The organism is Aerosticca soli, from assembly GCF_003967035.1.
GTDB lineage: Bacteria > Pseudomonadota > Gammaproteobacteria > Xanthomonadales > Rhodanobacteraceae > Aerosticca > Aerosticca soli.
Genome location: NZ_AP018560.1, coordinates 354,015 through 369,306, shown reverse-complemented (window position 1 = coordinate 369,306; position 15,292 = coordinate 354,015). Strand labels below are relative to the sequence as shown.

The 15,292-nt window shown below is 65.4% G+C and carries 14 protein-coding genes and 1 pseudogene; 7 read left to right on the top strand and 8 right to left on the bottom strand.

Annotated features, from left to right (window positions below; genetic code table 11):
* Positions 1-61: 61 nt before the first annotated feature.
* The 5 genes from ilvD to ilvA are packed head-to-tail and all read left to right on the top strand — an operon-like array spanning position 62 to position 6,581.
* The gene (gene ilvD / locus ALSL_RS01595) at positions 62-1,777 is read left to right on the top strand and encodes a dihydroxy-acid dehydratase (RefSeq protein ID WP_126536024.1); all 1,716 of its coding nucleotides are present in this window, start codon (positions 62-64) and stop codon (positions 1,775-1,777) included.
* A complete protein-coding gene (ilvC, locus tag ALSL_RS01590; protein WP_126536022.1) occupies positions 1,774-2,784 on the top strand; it encodes a ketol-acid reductoisomerase in 1,011 nt (336 codons plus the stop codon). The genes ilvD and ilvC overlap by 4 nt, the downstream gene beginning before the upstream one ends.
* Positions 2,785-2,839: 55 nt before the next feature.
* The gene (gene ilvB / locus ALSL_RS01585; protein ID WP_126536020.1) at positions 2,840-4,705 is read left to right on the top strand and encodes a biosynthetic-type acetolactate synthase large subunit; all 1,866 of its coding nucleotides are present in this window, start codon (positions 2,840-2,842) and stop codon (positions 4,703-4,705) included.
* Positions 4,706-4,734: 29 nt separating this feature from the next.
* A complete protein-coding gene (ilvN, locus tag ALSL_RS01580; protein ID WP_126536018.1) occupies positions 4,735-4,986 on the top strand; it encodes an acetolactate synthase small subunit in 252 nt (83 codons plus the stop codon).
* Between the two features lie 23 nt (positions 4,987-5,009).
* Complete coding sequence (gene ilvA, locus ALSL_RS01575; protein WP_126539962.1) at positions 5,010-6,581, top strand: threonine ammonia-lyase, biosynthetic; 1,572 nt, start codon at positions 5,010-5,012, stop codon at positions 6,579-6,581.
* 317 nt (positions 6,582-6,898) lie between these two features.
* Here ilvA and ALSL_RS01570 read toward each other — a convergent pair whose 3' ends face one another.
* The 8 genes from ALSL_RS01570 to ALSL_RS01535 all read right to left on the bottom strand — a co-directional run bounded on the left by ALSL_RS01570 (position 6,899) and on the right by ALSL_RS01535 (position 12,758).
* Positions 6,899-7,867, bottom strand: a complete 969-nt coding sequence (locus ALSL_RS01570; RefSeq protein ID WP_231700263.1) for a GGDEF domain-containing protein — start codon at positions 7,865-7,867, stop codon at positions 6,899-6,901.
* 344 nt (positions 7,868-8,211) lie between these two features.
* Positions 8,212-8,586: a hypothetical protein gene (locus ALSL_RS01565; protein ID WP_198410666.1), complete on the bottom strand. Its 375-nt coding sequence runs from the start codon at positions 8,584-8,586 to the stop codon at positions 8,212-8,214.
* Positions 8,587-8,848: 262 nt separating this feature from the next.
* The gene (locus ALSL_RS01560; RefSeq protein ID WP_126536014.1) at positions 8,849-9,265 is read right to left on the bottom strand and encodes a hypothetical protein; all 417 of its coding nucleotides are present in this window, start codon (positions 9,263-9,265) and stop codon (positions 8,849-8,851) included.
* 61 nt (positions 9,266-9,326) lie between these two features.
* On the bottom strand, positions 9,327-9,557 hold the full coding sequence (locus ALSL_RS01555; protein WP_126536012.1) for a hypothetical protein: 231 nt from the start codon (positions 9,555-9,557) through the stop codon (positions 9,327-9,329).
* A gap of 145 nt (positions 9,558-9,702) precedes the next feature.
* The gene (locus tag ALSL_RS01550; RefSeq protein WP_126536010.1) at positions 9,703-10,659 is read right to left on the bottom strand and encodes a lysozyme inhibitor LprI family protein; all 957 of its coding nucleotides are present in this window, start codon (positions 10,657-10,659) and stop codon (positions 9,703-9,705) included.
* A 26-nt stretch (positions 10,660-10,685) separates the two neighbouring features.
* On the bottom strand, positions 10,686-10,961 hold the full coding sequence (locus tag ALSL_RS01545; RefSeq protein WP_126536008.1) for a hypothetical protein: 276 nt from the start codon (positions 10,959-10,961) through the stop codon (positions 10,686-10,688).
* Positions 10,943-11,473, bottom strand: a complete 531-nt coding sequence (locus tag ALSL_RS01540) for a DUF6615 family protein (protein ID WP_126536006.1) — start codon at positions 11,471-11,473, stop codon at positions 10,943-10,945. Before ALSL_RS01540 ends, ALSL_RS01545 begins: the two co-directional genes overlap by 19 nt.
* Positions 11,474-11,537: 64 nt before the next feature.
* A complete protein-coding gene (locus ALSL_RS01535; protein WP_126536004.1) occupies positions 11,538-12,758 on the bottom strand; it encodes an ISL3 family transposase in 1,221 nt (406 codons plus the stop codon).
* A 338-nt stretch (positions 12,759-13,096) separates the two neighbouring features.
* Between ALSL_RS01535 and ALSL_RS01530 the strand changes: the two are divergent.
* Together ALSL_RS01530 and ubiA are read left to right on the top strand one after the other, a co-directional pair.
* Positions 13,097-14,024: pseudogene (locus tag ALSL_RS01530) on the top strand (integron integrase).
* Between the two features lie 359 nt (positions 14,025-14,383).
* Positions 14,384-15,289, top strand: a complete 906-nt coding sequence (gene ubiA, locus ALSL_RS01525) for a 4-hydroxybenzoate octaprenyltransferase (RefSeq protein WP_231700262.1) — start codon at positions 14,384-14,386, stop codon at positions 15,287-15,289.
* The last annotated feature ends 3 nt before the right edge of the window (positions 15,290-15,292 follow it).

Below are 15,292 nucleotides of genomic sequence, written 5' to 3'. Positions count from 1 at the left end.
CTCCCCGACGTCGGAACCGGTCCATGCCTGCGGTTTTTTTCATCATCAACCTGGAGCCTTCATGCGCAGTGATCTCATCAAACGCGGACCCGACCGCGCCCCGGCACGCGCCATGCTGCGCGCGGTCGGCATGGACGACGCCGCCATCGCCAAGCCGCTGGTCGCGGTGGTGCACACCTGGTCCAACGTCTCGCCGTGCAACCTCAACCTGCGCGAGCTGGCCGCCGCCGCGGCCGAGGGCATCCGTGCCGCCGGCGGCACGCCGGTGGAGTTCAACACCATCGCGGTGACCGACGGCATCGCCATGGGTACGCCGGGCATGCGCGCCTCGCTGGTCAGCCGCGAGCTGATCGCCGATTCGATCGAGCTGGCGGTGGACGGCCACTGCCTGGACGCGATGGTGGTGCTGTGCGGCTGCGACAAGACCATCCCCGCCGCGGCGATGGCGATGGCACGGCTCGACATCCCGGCGGTGGCGCTCTACGGCGGCACCATTGCGCACGGCACCCACGAGGGCCATCCGATCACCATCCAGCAGGTGTTCGAGGCGGTCGGCGCCTACGGCGCGGGCAAGATCGACGAGGCCGAACTCACAGCGGTGGAACGCGATGCCTGCCCCGGTGCGGGCGCCTGCGGCGGCCAGTTCACCGCCAACACCATGGCGATGGTGCTGTCCACGCTGGGCCTGTCGCCGCTGGGTTTCAACGACATCCCGGCCACCCACCCGGCAAAGAAACATGCCGCCTACCGCTGCGGCGAGCTGGTGATGGCGTGCCTGAAGGACAACCGCACGCCGCGCGCGCTGCTCACCCGCACCGCCTTCGCCAATGCCGCGCGCATGGTCGCCGCCACCGCCGGCTCGACTAATGCCGTGCTGCATCTGCTGGCGATCGCGCGCGAGGCCGGCACGCCGTGGACGCTGGAGGATTTCCAGCCCGCCTCCGAACAGACGCCGGTGATCGCCGACCTGCTGCCCGGCGGGCGCTACACCGCGGTGGAGCTGTTCGGCGCCGGCGGCAGCGCGCGGGTGGCGCAGGAACTCATCGCCGCCGGCATGCTCGAGGACACCCCCACCGTCACCGGCCGCTCGCTGTTCGAGGAAGCCGCCGCCGCGCCGCGCGCGGAAAGGCAGGACGTGGTGCACCCGGTCACCGCGCCGCTCAAGCCGCGCGGCGGCTATTCCATCCTGTACGGCAACCTCGCCCCGGAAGGCTGCATCCTCAAGCTCGCCGGCAAGGGCACCACGCACTTCGAGGGCCGCGCACGGGTGTTCGAGAGCGAGGAAGCCTGCTTCGCCGCGGTGCAGTCCGGCCGCATCGCCAAGGGCGAGGTGGTGGTGATCCGCAACGAAGGCCCGGCCGGTGGCCCGGGCATGCGCGAGATGCTCGGCGTCACCGCCGCGCTGATCGGCCGCGGCCTGGGCGACGACGTCGCGCTGATCACCGACGGCCGCTTCTCCGGCGCCACCCACGGTTTCATGGTCGGCCACATCGCGCCGGAAGCCGCGCGCGGCGGGCCGATCGGCCTGCTCGAGGACGGCGACCGCATCGTCATCGACGCGGTGGCCCGCACCATCACCACCGACGCCGATCTCGCCAGCCGGCGCGCGCGCTGGCAGCCGCCGGCGCCCAAGGTCACCCGCGGCGCGCTGGCCAAGTACGCGCTGATGGTCGGCTCGGCGTCCGACGGCGCCACCACCCATCCCGGTCCCGGCGCCGCCGTGGCCGTCCAGACGTCCATCCATCCATCGAACAACCCCACTGGAGTCACCGCATGAACACCCCAAGCAACCCGCTCGCCCACGCCCGCATCGCCGTGCTCGGCTACGGCAGCCAGGGCCGCGCCCACGCCCTCAACCTGCGCGATTCGGGCCTCGACGTCGTGGTCGGCGTACGCAAGGGCGGCCCCTCGTGGGAAAAGGCCCGCGCCGAGGGCTTCAACGTCGCCGAGCCGGCCGAGGCGGTGAAGGATGCCGACCTCGTCGCCGTGCTCACCCCCGACATGGTGCAGCCGAAGCTCTACAAGGAAGCCATCGAGCCCAACATCAAGCCCGGCGCGGCACTGTTGTTCGCGCACGGCTTCAACGTGCACTTCAAGCAGATCGAGCCGCGCAAGGACATCGACGTGATCCTGGTCGCGCCCAAGGGACCGGGCGCGCTGGTGCGCCGCGAGTACGAGATCGGCCGCGGCGTGCCGTGCATCTGGGCGGTGTATCAGGACGTCAGCGGCCAGGCCGAGGCCAAGGCCAAGGCCTATGCCGACGGCATCGGCGGCGGCCGCGCCATGCTGATCAAGACCGACTTCAAGGAAGAGACCGAGACCGACCTGTTCGGCGAACAGGCCGTGCTGTGCGGCGGCGCCAGCGCGCTGGTGCAGGCCGGCTTCGAGACCCTGGTCGAAGCCGGCTATCAGCCCGAAATCGCCTATTACGAGGTGCTGCACGAGCTCAAGCTGATCGTCGACCTGTTCTACGAGGGCGGCATCACGCGCATGCTCGAGTTCGTCTCCGAGACCGCGCAGTACGGCGACTACGTGAGCGGCCCGCGGATCATCGACGCGGCCACCAAGGAGCGCATGAAAGAGGTGCTCAAGGACATCCAGGACGGCACCTTCGCCAAGGCCTGGATCGCCGAGTACCAGGCCGGGCTGCCCAACTACAAGCGCTACAAGCAGGCCGATCTGGAACATCCGGTCGAGGAGGTCGGCAAGCGCCTGCGCGCGCGCATGCCCTGGCTCAAGGCCGCCGCGCAGCCGGCCGCCGAGCCGCTGCAGAAGACCGGCTGACGCCCTCCCCGCCCGAAGCCGCCCGTCCGCATCAAGACCCGAAGGAAATCCATCCGTGAACGCCCAAATCCAGTCCGCCACCCCGAGCGACATCACCCGTCATCCACGCGCCGGCGCCACCCTGAGCGGTGCCGAAGTGGTCGTGCAGGTGCTTGCCGACGAGGGCGTGGACGTACTCTTCGGCTATTCGGGCGGCGCCATCCTGCCGGTATACGACGCGGTGTTCCGCTACAACGCCGCGCATCCGCGGGCGGACGGCGGCGAACCGATGCCGCTGATCGTGCCGGCCAACGAGCAGGGCGCGGGCTTCATGGCCGCCGGCTATGCGCGCGCCAGCGGCCGCGTGGGCGTGGCCATCGTCACCTCCGGGCCCGGCGCCACCAACACGGTGACGCCGGTGCGCGACGCGATGGCCGACTCGGTGCCGATGGTGGTCATCTGCGGCCAGGTGCCGACCGCGGCGATCGGCAGCGACGCCTTCCAGGAGGCGCCGATCAGCAACATCATGGGCGCGTGCGCCAAGCACGTGTTCCTGGTCACCGACCCGGCGCGGCTGGAGGCCACGCTGCGCAGCGCCTTCACCATCGCCCGCAGCGGCCGGCCCGGTCCGGTGGTGGTGGACATCCCCAAGGACGTGCAGAACGCCATGCTGCGCTTTGCCGGCGAAGGCGAGCTGCCGCTGCCCGGCTATCGTGCGCGGCTGGCGCAGGTGATGCAGGCGGAACTGGCCGACGCCGACTGCGCCGCATTCTTCGCCGCCTTCGCCAAGGCCCGGCGGCCGCTGATCTACGCCGGCGGCGGCGTGATCGCCGGCGAGGCGGCCGCCGCGCTGGCGGACTTCGTCGCCACCTTCGGCGTGCCGGTCACCACCACGCTGATGGGCCTGGGCGGCTTCGACGGCACCCATCCGCTCGCGCTCGGCATGCTCGGCATGCACGGCACCGCCTACGCCAACTACGCGGTGGAGGATTGCGATTTCCTGTTCGCGCTCGGCGCACGCTTCGACGATCGCGTCGCCGGCGTGCCGGAGGCGTTCGCGCCGAACGCGCGCTTCATCGCGCAGATCGACATCGACCCGGCCGAGATCAACAAGGTCAAGCGCGTGCACTGGCATCACCTGGGGCCGCTCGCACGCGCGCTCGAACGGCTGACCGCCTGGGGCCGCGCGCATGGCGTGCGCAGTGAGCTGGCCGACTGGCACGCGCACGTGGCGCGGCTCAAGCGCGAACACGCGATGGACTACGACCGCGCCAGCCCGTTGATCCAGCCCTACGCCGTGCTGGAGGCGATCGAACGGCACACGCAGGGCCGCGCCATCGTCAGCACCGGCGTCGGCCAGCACCAGATGTGGGCCGCGCAATACCTCTCCTTCCGCGCGCCGCGCCAGCTGCTCACCTCCGGCTCGATGGGCACCATGGGCTTCGGCCTGCCGGCGGCGATCGGCGCGCAGTTCGCGCGGCCCGATGCGCTGGTCATCGACGTCGACGGCGACGCCAGCATCCGCATGAACCTGGGCGAGCTCGAAACCGTCACCACCTACGGCCTGCCGATCAAGGTGCTGCTGCTCAACAACCAGGGCGACGGCATGGTGCGCCAGTGGCAGAAGCTGTTCTTCAAGGGCCGCTTCTCCGGCAGCGACAAGAGCCTGCACAAGAAGGATTTCATCAAGGCCGCCGAGGCCGACGGCTTCCCCTGGGCGCGGCGGCTGCGCGATCCGGCCGAGGTGGAGGCCACCGTCGCGGACTTCCTCGCCTTCCCCGGCCCCGCCTTCCTGGAAGTGCTGATCGACCCCGATGCCGGCGTCTATCCGATGGTCGGCCCCGGCGCGAGCTACCGGGAAATGATCACCGGCCCGTTCATCCGTGCCCGCGCCGACGCGCAACCCGCGCCGGACGCCACGCCGGCGACCGCGATGTTCTAGCGCGGCGCCCGTTCTTTGGAGTGCACCCCATGAAACACACGCTGTCGATCCTGCTGCAGAACGAAGCCGGCGCGCTGGTCCGCGTGGCCGGACTGTTCGCCGCGCGCGGGCACAACATCGAATCGCTGCACGTCGGCGTCACCGACGATCCCACGGTGTCGCGCCTGGTGCTCACCGTGATCGGCGACGAACATTGCCTGGCCCAGGTGCTGAGCCAGACCCGCAAGCTCGTCGACGTGCTCGCGGTCGAGCATCCAGCCGCCGAGGCGCGCGCGGCGTGAACGCGCTCGCCGCCCGCGCCGCGATGCCCGACGCCGTCTGGCTGCTCGAGCGCGCCTGCGTCGCGCCGGTGTACGAGGTGGCCAGAGAGTCGCCGCTGGAAACCGCGCCGCTGCTCTCCGCGCGCTTCGGCCGGCCGGTGCTGCTCAAGCGCGAAGACCGCCAGCCGGTGTTCTCGTTCAAGCTGCGCGGCGCCTACGCCCGCATGGCCGCGCTGGATGCCGCCCAGCGTGCGCGCGGTGTGGTCGCGGCCTCGGCCGGCAATCACGCGCAAGGCGTGGCACTGGCCGCCGCGCGACTCGGCATCCGCGCCACCATCGTGATGCCGGTGACCGCGCCGGCGGTGAAGGTGGAAGCGGTGCGCCGCTTCGGCGGGGCGCAGGTCGAGGTGCTGCTGGCCGGCGATTCCTATAGCGAGGCGGAAGCCGAGGCCGCGCGCCTGGTCGCCGCGCGCGAGGCGGTGTTCGTGCATCCGTTCGACGATGCCGACGTCATCGCCGGCCAGGCCACGGTGGCGCTGGAGATCCTGCGCCAGCACACCGGCCCGCTCGGCGCCGTGTTCGTGCCGGTCGGCGGCGGCGGCCTGCTCGCTGGCGTGGCCAGCGTGATCAAGACGCTGCGCCCGGAAGTGGCGGTGATCGGCGTGCAGGCGGCCGATGCCGACGCGATGACGCGCTCGCTCGAACAGGGCCGGCGGGTGACGCTGGACGAGGTTGGCCTGTTCGCCGACGGCACCGCGGTCAAGCAGGTCGGCGCGCTCACCTTCGCGCTCTGCCGCGCACACGTCGACGCCATGCTGCGGGTGGACACCGACGCCATCTGCGCGGCGATGCGCGACATCTACGAGGACACCCGCAGCGTGCCCGAACCGGCCGGCGCGCTCGCCCTCGCCGGGCTCAAGCAATACGCCACCGCGCATCCAGGCACGGCGCCGCTGCTGGCCATCGTCTCCGGCGCCAACCTCAACTTCGACCGTCTGCGCTTCGTCGCCGAACGCGCCGAGGTCGGCGCGCATCGCGAGGCGGTGTTCGCGGTGACCATTCCCGAACGGCGCGGCAGCTTCCGCCGCTTCTGCGCGGTGCTGGGCCAGCGCGCGGTCACCGAGTTCAACTACCGCATCGGCGATCCGCACGAGGCGCACCTGTTCGTCGGCGTGCACGTGCAAGGCGACGCCGACCGCGAGCGACTGCTCGCCGCCTTCCGCGCGAATGATTTCGGCGTGCTCGACCTCACCGACGACGAGCTGGCCAAGACCCACCTGCGCCACTTGGTCGGCGGCCGCTCGCCGCTGGCCCACGACGAGCACCTGTTCCGCTTCGAGTTTCCCGAACGGCCCGGCGCGCTGGTGCGCTTCCTCGACCACCTGCAGCCGGACTGGAACGTCAGCCTGTTCCACTACCGCAACCACGGCGCCGACACCGGCCGCATCCTGGTCGGCCTGCAGGTGCCGCCCGACGAGCAACATTTGCTGCCCGAGTTCCTCGCCCGTCTGGGCTACCCGTACCGCGACGAGAGCGCGCATCCGGCCTACCGGCTGCTGCTCGGCCAGCACAACGACGCGCCCTCGCCTCGCGACCCGCAGGACGTGCGCGGGTAAGCCTTATCGCGGCTCGCTTTCACCGGACGCTCGCAAGCCGTTTACGCCCGCATGGAGAAGCTTCGGGGCCCGCCTTTCGAAAAAAGGAGCCTCGCCATGCCGCTCAACCCGATGAATCCGCAGCCGCCGATCCTGCAGCCCGGCATCCAGCCGCCGCTCGAGGAAATCCGCAACCCCGGCCATCAGCATCCCGAACGCGACGCCGATCCCGACCCGCTGCCCGACGAGGAAGACCGCGACGACCTGGACCTGCCCAGCCCTGAAACACCGTCGCCACGAACACCCCGGCGCGGCCACCGCCCCGCCGGCCGCGACGATCAGAACAGGTCCACGCTGCCGGTGGGCGCGCCGGTGGCAAAGGCGCCGGCAGCGAGCAGCGCCTCGTACTGTTCCACCCGGTTGCGGCCCTGGTTCTTGGCGTAATACAGCGCCTTGTCCGCGCGGTCGAGCACGCTCGCCGGGTAATCGTGCATGCCGATGCGCGCAAAGCCGATGCTGACCGTGACCTGCCCGATCTGCGGGAAATCGTGCTGGGCCACGCGAGCGCGCAGCCTGTCCAGCAGCGCGCGCGCATCCTCGGCCGCCGGCGCCCCGAGCAGGGCGACGAACTCCTCGCCACCGAAGCGGAACAGCACGTCGCCGGCACCGAGCCCCGAACGCATGTGCCGGGCGACCAGCAGGATCACCTCGTCGCCGTACAGGTGGCCGTAGCTGTCATTGATGCGCTTGAAGTGGTCGATGTCCAGGATCGCCAGCCACACCGGCCCGCCGCCGGCGAGCAGCCGTTGCAGCTGACGCTCGAAGGTGCGGCGGTTGTAGAGCCCGGTCAGCTTGTCGCGCTCGCTCTCGTGCAGCAGCACGGTGTAGTTGGCATAGATGCGCGCAAACCCCTCCACCAGCACGCGCAGCGCGTCGGCGAAGCGGGCGTTCTCGAGCAGCAACGCACCGAGCGCCTGCCCGTCACGCTGGATCGGCACCAGCACGTGGCAATGCCCCGCCTCGATGCGTTCGATCCAGCCCTGGCGCTGCTCGGCACAACGGCGCATCGACTGCAGCCAGGGCTGGTCCCCGCCAGGCTGCGCGGCCTCGACGCCATAGCCACCCTCGAGCGCGAAGCAGCGGACCATGCTCTCGCCCTGCGCGCCGGCATCATCCGCACGCTTGTAGAGCGTCACCGCGCGGGCCGCGGTCAATTCGGCCAGCGACAGGGTAAGGCTCTGGTCCAGCGCGTCGAGATCGCGATGGTCGGTAAAGCGCGCCACCGAATCCAGGAAGCGGTGCGACACGGCGCCATCCAGCCCGGCCGCATCCTCACGCTGGGGTGACGGCTCGGCAGGCGACCGTGGAGTAGGAGATTGGAATGGCACGTCCGTCGCGTCCACCGCCGCCAGAGAGGAAGAAACGCCGCGCATACGCGCGCGCACGTTGCCCCGTATCGGCATCCTGGCGGCGAACTTGAGTCGCTACCGATCAGAACCGCAGAAGTGGCGGACGGCGTGGAATCGAGCGCCTACGTGCCGAAAGGCAAGGAGCCTGTAGCAGTGTCGGGTTTGCACATCTGCTTGGGCGTCATCGGCTACGAGTCATCGGCAAATCAGGGCTTCGACCACAGAAAAAAATCAGAGTTCCCCTAATGCTGCTTTGAATAGTCCCCGAGGCGCTTCGTGACTAGATAGACGTCTACGCCAGACATTGAGCACTCTTCACTGGATGCTTCGTTGATGGTGATGGCGTCAATTGGCTCTCCTGATCTTTTGATAAAACGCACCAAGTGGACCTGGCGATAGAGGTCTTTGCCGATCTTCTCGGAGGCAAGCCTGGTGACAAGCGTCTTTTTGAAGTCAAGCTCATCGTTACTGACAATGCCGCCGTTCTTCATGTGGGTGAATGCCATTGCGGCGGGCCAAGCATCGGCGCTGGTGCAGTCGGGGGTCTTCGCCGATGCCCAGAAAGAGGATAGGGTGAGCATAAGCAGCGTTGCGAGTCGGCAGGCGAGACGATTCATTGAACCACCTCGATGTCATTGTCGCCGCTAGTGGCTATGGCTTGGCGCGCTGCACGATCAAGGACGATGCATCCTTCGGAAGCGTTACCGGGATGACGGATGCTGTCGCCGTGGATGAGGAAACGCGTTCTTCCGTGGGCGGTGTGCCCCACTGGTGTCAATGCCATTGTGACTGGACCTTTGGAAGGATGGGTGTGCTCCCCCTTGGGCTCTAACGCCTGAATTAAGCCGCGCCGCGAAGTGGCGTCGACTTGAACAATTGTTAGGCAACAACCGACGTTGCCACATAGCCGATGCCAACGAAGCCAAGGAGAAAAGCTAGCAGCGACACGATACCGGACAAGATGATCAATTTGTCCACCCAACCCGGCTTGCCACTGACATCAACAGACGGGTCATTGAAAGAGCGACGCCACCGCTCTCCAAAGGCGTAGTCTCGGAGCAGCACGATCGCGACTACGACGATTGCTAAGCACATGGACGCAATGAGAGCCCACCACGAGAATGCCAAGATTTCTGGTTGGATGCCGAGGAGCTTGATGGTGCGAGAGCCAGTAAAAACGGTTACCGAAGCCGTGAGTGCTCCACCTGCGAGCAAAAGCACACACTGAACAAGGAAGCTCAGTCGATTACGAGCATCCGTTTGGTGTTGGTTGAATTGTTCGAGATCAGTAGACATTGATGTTATTGCCTAACGACTGAGTTAAGCGGCGACGAAGCCGTCCGTCTTGAACGAAATGTTAGGCATTGACGCCCACTATGTTCTTACTCACACCAAGCTTATTGGCGACATACTCGATGAGTTCGTCCTCAGAGTGAAACTCCTTGTTGTCTATAAGCTCTTGATGATCTTTCAATTCGTTGCCGTCCTCGTCTTCCGAGACGACAGATCCGCAACGAATAATTCCCTGCATATACTCTGGAACGTTGTCGTCCAAGTGGATAGACACATAAGCTACTTTCTTTGCCATAAATTCTCCTAATGCGGCAGGGTTGTTGGTGCCGCCAACTATTTATCACATGAACTGAAGCGTGCAACACCGGAGGCCTAACGTCTGAATTCACCGGACTGCGCGGCTTTTTTGCGCAGGTCCGGTTGAGCGTAGTGTTAGATTTCTAGCCTTCATCACCGAGCCGCTTGTAGCCACTGACTTCAACAAGGCGTTGCTTTACAAGTGCCTCCGCTGCGCCAGCGTAGATTACCGGCCAGATGGTTCCACCGCTGGCTCGCTCTCCGGCGACAAAATCAGCCCATGCGTCGCAATAGGTTTGCCATTTCTCCTGCGACTCATCGAAGGCGGTAAGTTCTGCGGCGCCAAGGCGTGACCTAAGTTCTGCCACTGCTTCTGCGAGCCGCCCTCGCCTTTCGTCGAGAGATTTTCCCGCCGCGATATTAATGCCTGTTTGGGTCAGAGGTGCAGCGGGATGAATGGTTTCGGAAATGAGCTCGTCGGCCGCTCGCAAGAAAGCTACACAGCTCTCGAAGCATCGTGCAACCTCTTCAGATTCGATTTCGTACGCGGACGCTATCTCATGACAAATGATGTGCCGCAGTTCGAAAGTTCTCGCCACGTCCGCGAACACTTCATCCGGTTTTGTCAGAATTAGTGCGGCTGGCTCACCCTTTACCTCATGTGCCCAACGATCTGTCGTTGTGCGAAGTGCCTGCAGGAATTGAGTACCAAGTAAGTTCGATAAAACACCTTCGAGGTGCTCAAGGCGACTTAGCTGTACTCCATGGGCCACCAACTCCCCTACCGTTATGGTCTTGCCATGCACCGCTCTTAGGACCGCGAAGTCTAGCTTTATCGAGGATCCGGGCTTTTCCGCGTTGCTGAGATATGGCTCGCCGGCATCAATCAGATCCTTTATTGCCATTCGAAAGTAGCCTTCGACACAGGCAATGAGCGCAACAGGAAAATACCGGGTCAGCTCATTCTCTGACTTGTCATGTTTCTTGAACGCGTGTTCAAGAGCAAAGAGCCGCAGCGGTAGTTCCGCCATTGCTGAGCCAAACCGCCGGCGTTGGCGGATCTCAGCGATTTCTTGAATGATGTCTCGGGTGCGGCTCATGAATTGAAGAAATCTAACGATTGAGTTCAGCGGCCGCCGAAGGCGGTCCGCTGGAACGATTTATTAGGCTCTTCATCTGAGCCACGCATGTCGTAGACGCCTACAACACGGGATTTACGCAACTCGTTTTTGTTAATGAAAGTTAGAGCCTCTTCTTCTCCAAGTTCCATTGTGCGACCACTAAGGAGCATGCTTACGTAATCGGGGAGCGCCTCATTCTCGCGAGCCTCGGCATCTTCGGTCAGTGCTGAGAAATATCTTTTGAAGTAGTCGCCACGTTGGCTCAGATGGCAATAGAACATGCAATGAAATTGATTTGTTGCCTTAAGCAGCTTGTTTTTGACACTCTCTTGCCGTGCTTGCCGTCAGCGAATTTCTTTATCGTATGTGCATCGGCTATAAAAACGGCTGTATCAGCGGTATCTTTGCCGCGGCACATGGTCTCCGTATTGGAGTCGGGGACACTATAAATGACATAAAAGGGCAGTTTCTTTTGTGCCTTTGCGTATTCAAGTAGCCTTGTTAGTTGCCCCTGTGTTCGTGCTGGGTAATTTAATTTTGTGACGTAGAAGTCATTAAGTTTAACGAATTTTTTGGCTTGAAATACTAAAGGAAAATGAAACTTCTCCCCCACAAGCCATAACTCAATTTCAAAGTCTGCTCCTGTAGTCGTGCTTTCCTCTTGGCGAGTAAAGGTGGAGACATTGATATATTTGAACCGCGTGTCCAGTTCCCTCCATTTCCAGACAAGGCAGTCGGTAATGGACTCCTCCTTTACGTCTGGAGCGTTCAGCATGAAGGTCTTAACTTCCAAGGATACTGCTTTGTTTGCGTCGCAAAGATTTATCTGGATATCGTGGAGGCTAACTTAAGGTTCTTCACCCAACTCCGGGGAAGGCCGCCCGGATCTTGAGGAAGAAGTAGGCGTCATCGCGGTAGCCGTAGGCGATGCGCTTGATGACCTTGATCTTGTTGTTGATGCCTTCGAGCAGCCCGGTATGCAGGGGCCAGCGCACCCGGCTGAGGATGCCGCGCCAGTAAGGTTTGAGGCATTGAGCGAAGTGGGTCAGGGCGGGGATGCCGCTTTCCTGGGCATGGCGTAGCCATTGTTTCCAGGCTGCCCGCCACGCCCAGGCTGTCGGTGCGTTCCACAGCGCCTTGAGCTGTTCTTTCATCACGTAGGCCGTCATCAGCGGCCGGTTGGCCGCCAGTACCTCGTCCAGCCGGATGTGTTCGGCTTCCTTCAGGCGCCGAGGATTGCGCAGCAGCAGCCAGTGGGCGCGCTTGACCACTCGGCGCGCCGGCTTGTCGTGACGCAGCTGATTGGCCGCGTCCACCCGCACCCGGCCAATCACCTCGCGTCCGTACTTGGCGACCACGTGGAACAGGTCGTACACCACGCGGGCATTCGGGCAGTGCTGGCGCACTTCCAGGTCGTAGGCCGTGTTCATGTCCATGGCCACGGCCTCGATAAGGGCGCAACGCGCCGGCCCGAGCTGTTCGAAGAACGGCCTGATCTCGACTCGCGAACGGCCGCGCCCCACCCACAGCACCCGCTTGCGCTCCACATCGACCACCACAGTGGCGTAGCGATGGCCCTTCTGGATCGCGAACTCGTCCATGGCGATCCGGCGCACGCCCTCCAGATCCACCGGCCCCAGATCGCGCTCCAGTGCCCGCCAGTCGATGGCCTTGGCCGTCTTCCAGTCGATGCCATGCCAACGCGCCGCGTGCAGCACCGACGTCACTGCACACAGCCGGGCCACGCTGTCGGCCAGACGCCGCGTTACCCGCGCATGCGGATCCAGCCAGTCCAACTGTTCCAGCCGCGGCCCGCAGCCCTGGCAAGCCAGCCGAAGACGCGGCACGTGCAGCTCCACCGGCGCACCGAACACGGGCAACTCGCGAATGCGCCGCATCGTCCAGTCATGGATGGCCACGACCGCCTGCCCACAGCCCGTGCATTGCCGCTGCGCCCCCGGCGTCGGCTCCAACTCGATCACCAGCCAGCGCTGCTGCCTGCGCAGCTCATAACGCCACTTGCCAACTCGGTATCCCGTCCAGCCGCCCAGACGGGACATACAATCCTGCTCGGCCACGGCCGGCCCCAGTTTGTTGCCTCAAGAACAGCAAGTCTGACCCGTCGGCCGTGCGCCTCTCTCCACTCAGTTGGGAGAAGAACCTAACTTAAATTCGATTGTTAAACGAACCCTAATCCGACAGCCCCCCCCCCCCGCCAAGCAGCCACCAGCCACCAGCCATCGAAGCTTCCTACACAAATCAACGAATTCCCCCTTATCGCGCTACCTATTCCTGCCGCCTGATCTTGCAAGCTTTACCGGAGGCGACGGCAATGCGGCGATCCTCTCACCTGGATTCGGTGCCGGCAAGCACGACGGAGGGCGTGGCAACGTCTCGGCCGCGCCTGCCCGACGAGATGCGCGCACGGATGCGTCGCCTGGGCCTTTCCCTGCGCACGGAAGAGGCCTATGTGGGCTGGGTGCGGCGCCTCATTCTTGCCAATGGCAAACGGCATCCACGCGGGATGGGCGCCGGAAGTGGAGGCGTTCCTGACCGGGCTGGCGACGCACGGGCGGGTGGCCACATCGACGCAGAACCAGGCGCTGGCCGCGCTGCTGTTCCTGTACCGCGAGGTGCTTGGAATCGAATTGCCCTGGATGGGCAACATCCACCGCGCGAAGAAGCCCGAACCTGCCGACCGTGCTGACGCGCGAGGAAGTGGCAGCAGTGCTGGAACACATGAGCGGCATGACCTGGCTGATGGCGGGCCTGTTGTATGGCGCCGGCCTGTGCCTGGTGGAGTGCGTGCGTTTGCGCGTGCAGGACGTGGATTTCGCGCGGCGCGAGATCACTGTGCGGCAGGGCAAGGGCGGCAAGGACCGACGCACGATGCTGCCGGCGCTGGCGGTCGACGCGCTGCAGGGTCAGTTGGCCGAAGCGAAGCGTCTGCACGGACGCGATTCGGCCGCCGGTTTCGGCGCGGTATGGCTGCCGCACGCGCTGGAGCGCAAATATCCGAACGCGGCACGGGAATGGGCCTGGCAGTCCGTGTTTCCAGCCAGCACGCGCAGCATCGATCCACGTAGCGGCGTCGGGCGTCGGCACCCTCTGGATGAGACCGTGCTGCAACGCGCGGTGAAAGCGGCGGTGCGGCGCGCCGGCATCGCCAAGCCGACCACCTGCCGCACCCTGCGCCATTCCTTCGCCACGCACCTGCTGGAGGCGGGACAGGACATCCGTACTGCAGGCACTGCTGGGCCATGCGGGCGTGAGCACCACGCAGATCTACACGCACGTGCTCAAACCGCGGCGGCCAGGGCGTGCTGAGTCCGCTGGACCGTTGAACGCCATGATTGATCCGGCCTGCAAGCAGTTGCCGCCGATGCCTTCGAATCCGTTTCGCTATTCACTCAGGGCGAATGATATGCGCATCGTATTCGCGGGCCAGACCCATTAAGCATGGGTAATCTGCGGCAACCGGCCGGGAACAGCCGGCAATACCGGACACAGCGATGCGCACCGTGGATTAGCTGCCCCGCGTCACGCCGTTCCAGTTGCCGAGGCACGTTAAACTGCGCCAATGGCCCCCACGCCGCGCAAACGCCAACCGCGCAAATATCCTTCCACGGCACCCGTAGCGGCGCGCCGCGCAAAAGCGGCCGCCGCCGCGCGGCCGGCGGACAGTTCAAGCCGGGCCGGGCGTGTGCTGGACTGGCTGCTCGGCTTGTTGCCGGCCCGCCATCGGGAAAAGGTCCACGACTATCTCGTGCTCACCCGCATGGATCGCCCGGTCGGCGCGCTGCTGCTGCTGTGGCCGACTTGGTGGGCGCTGTGGCTGGCGGCGGGGGATTTTCCGCCCTGGCGGCCGCTTTTCATCTTCACCGTGGGCGTGTTCGCGATGCGCGCGGCCGGCTGCGCGATCAATGACTACGCCGACCGCAAGCTGGATCCGCAGGTGGCCCGCACCGCCGCCCGGCCGCTGGCCGCCGGACGCGTGACGCCGCGCGAGACGCTCGCCGTGTTCGGCGTGCTGCTGATGCTGTCCTTCGTGCTGGTGCTGTTCACCAACCGGCTCACCGTCGAGCTGGCCTTCGTCGGCGCCGCGCTGGCCGCGCTGTATCCGTTCACCAAGCGCTGGACGCACCTGCCGCAGGTGGTGCTGGGCGCGGCGTTCGGCTGGTCGATCCCGATGGCCTTTGCCGCCGTGCAGGGCACGGTGCCGCCGCTGGGCTGGCTGCTGTTCATCGCCAACATCCTGTGGTCGGTGATCTACGACACCGAATACGCCATGGTCGACCGCGAGGACGACCTCAAGGCCGGCGCCAAGTCCACCGCGATCCTGTTCGGTGATGCGGACCTGCCGATCCTGGCCGTGCTGATGGGTACGCTGCTGCTGGCGTTGGTGCTCATCGGCCATCGCGCGGGGCTCGTCTGGCCGTACTGGCTGGCACTGCTTGCCGGCGCCGTGCATTTCCTCTGGCAGCTCTGGCTGATTCGCGACCGCAAGCCCTCAGCCTGTCTGGCCGCCTTCCGCCACAACAACGGCTGGGGCCTCATGATCTGGGCCGGCATCGCGCTGGCGCTGGCCCTGCGCCCCGCGGCAGGTTGAGGA

Coding starts and splice junctions, on each gene's coding strand:
- ilvD (WP_126536024.1), top strand. CDS start 62: ATGCGCAGTGATCTCATCAAACGCGGACCCGACCGCGCCCCGGCACGC.
- ilvC (WP_126536022.1), top strand. CDS start 1,774: ATGAACACCCCAAGCAACCCGCTCGCCCACGCCCGCATCGCCGTGCTC.
- ilvN (WP_126536018.1), top strand. CDS start 4,735: ATGAAACACACGCTGTCGATCCTGCTGCAGAACGAAGCCGGCGCGCTG.
- ilvA (WP_126539962.1), top strand. CDS start 5,010: ATGCCCGACGCCGTCTGGCTGCTCGAGCGCGCCTGCGTCGCGCCGGTG.
- ALSL_RS01565 (WP_198410666.1), bottom strand. CDS start 8,586: ATGAATCGTCTCGCCTGCCGACTCGCAACGCTGCTTATGCTCACCCTA.
- ALSL_RS01560 (WP_126536014.1), bottom strand. CDS start 9,265: ATGTCTACTGATCTCGAACAATTCAACCAACACCAAACGGATGCTCGT.
- ALSL_RS01555 (WP_126536012.1), bottom strand. CDS start 9,557: ATGGCAAAGAAAGTAGCTTATGTGTCTATCCACTTGGACGACAACGTT.
- ALSL_RS01550 (WP_126536010.1), bottom strand. CDS start 10,659: ATGAGCCGCACCCGAGACATCATTCAAGAAATCGCTGAGATCCGCCAA.
- ALSL_RS01545 (WP_126536008.1), bottom strand. CDS start 10,961: ATGTTCTATTGCCATCTGAGCCAACGTGGCGACTACTTCAAAAGATAT.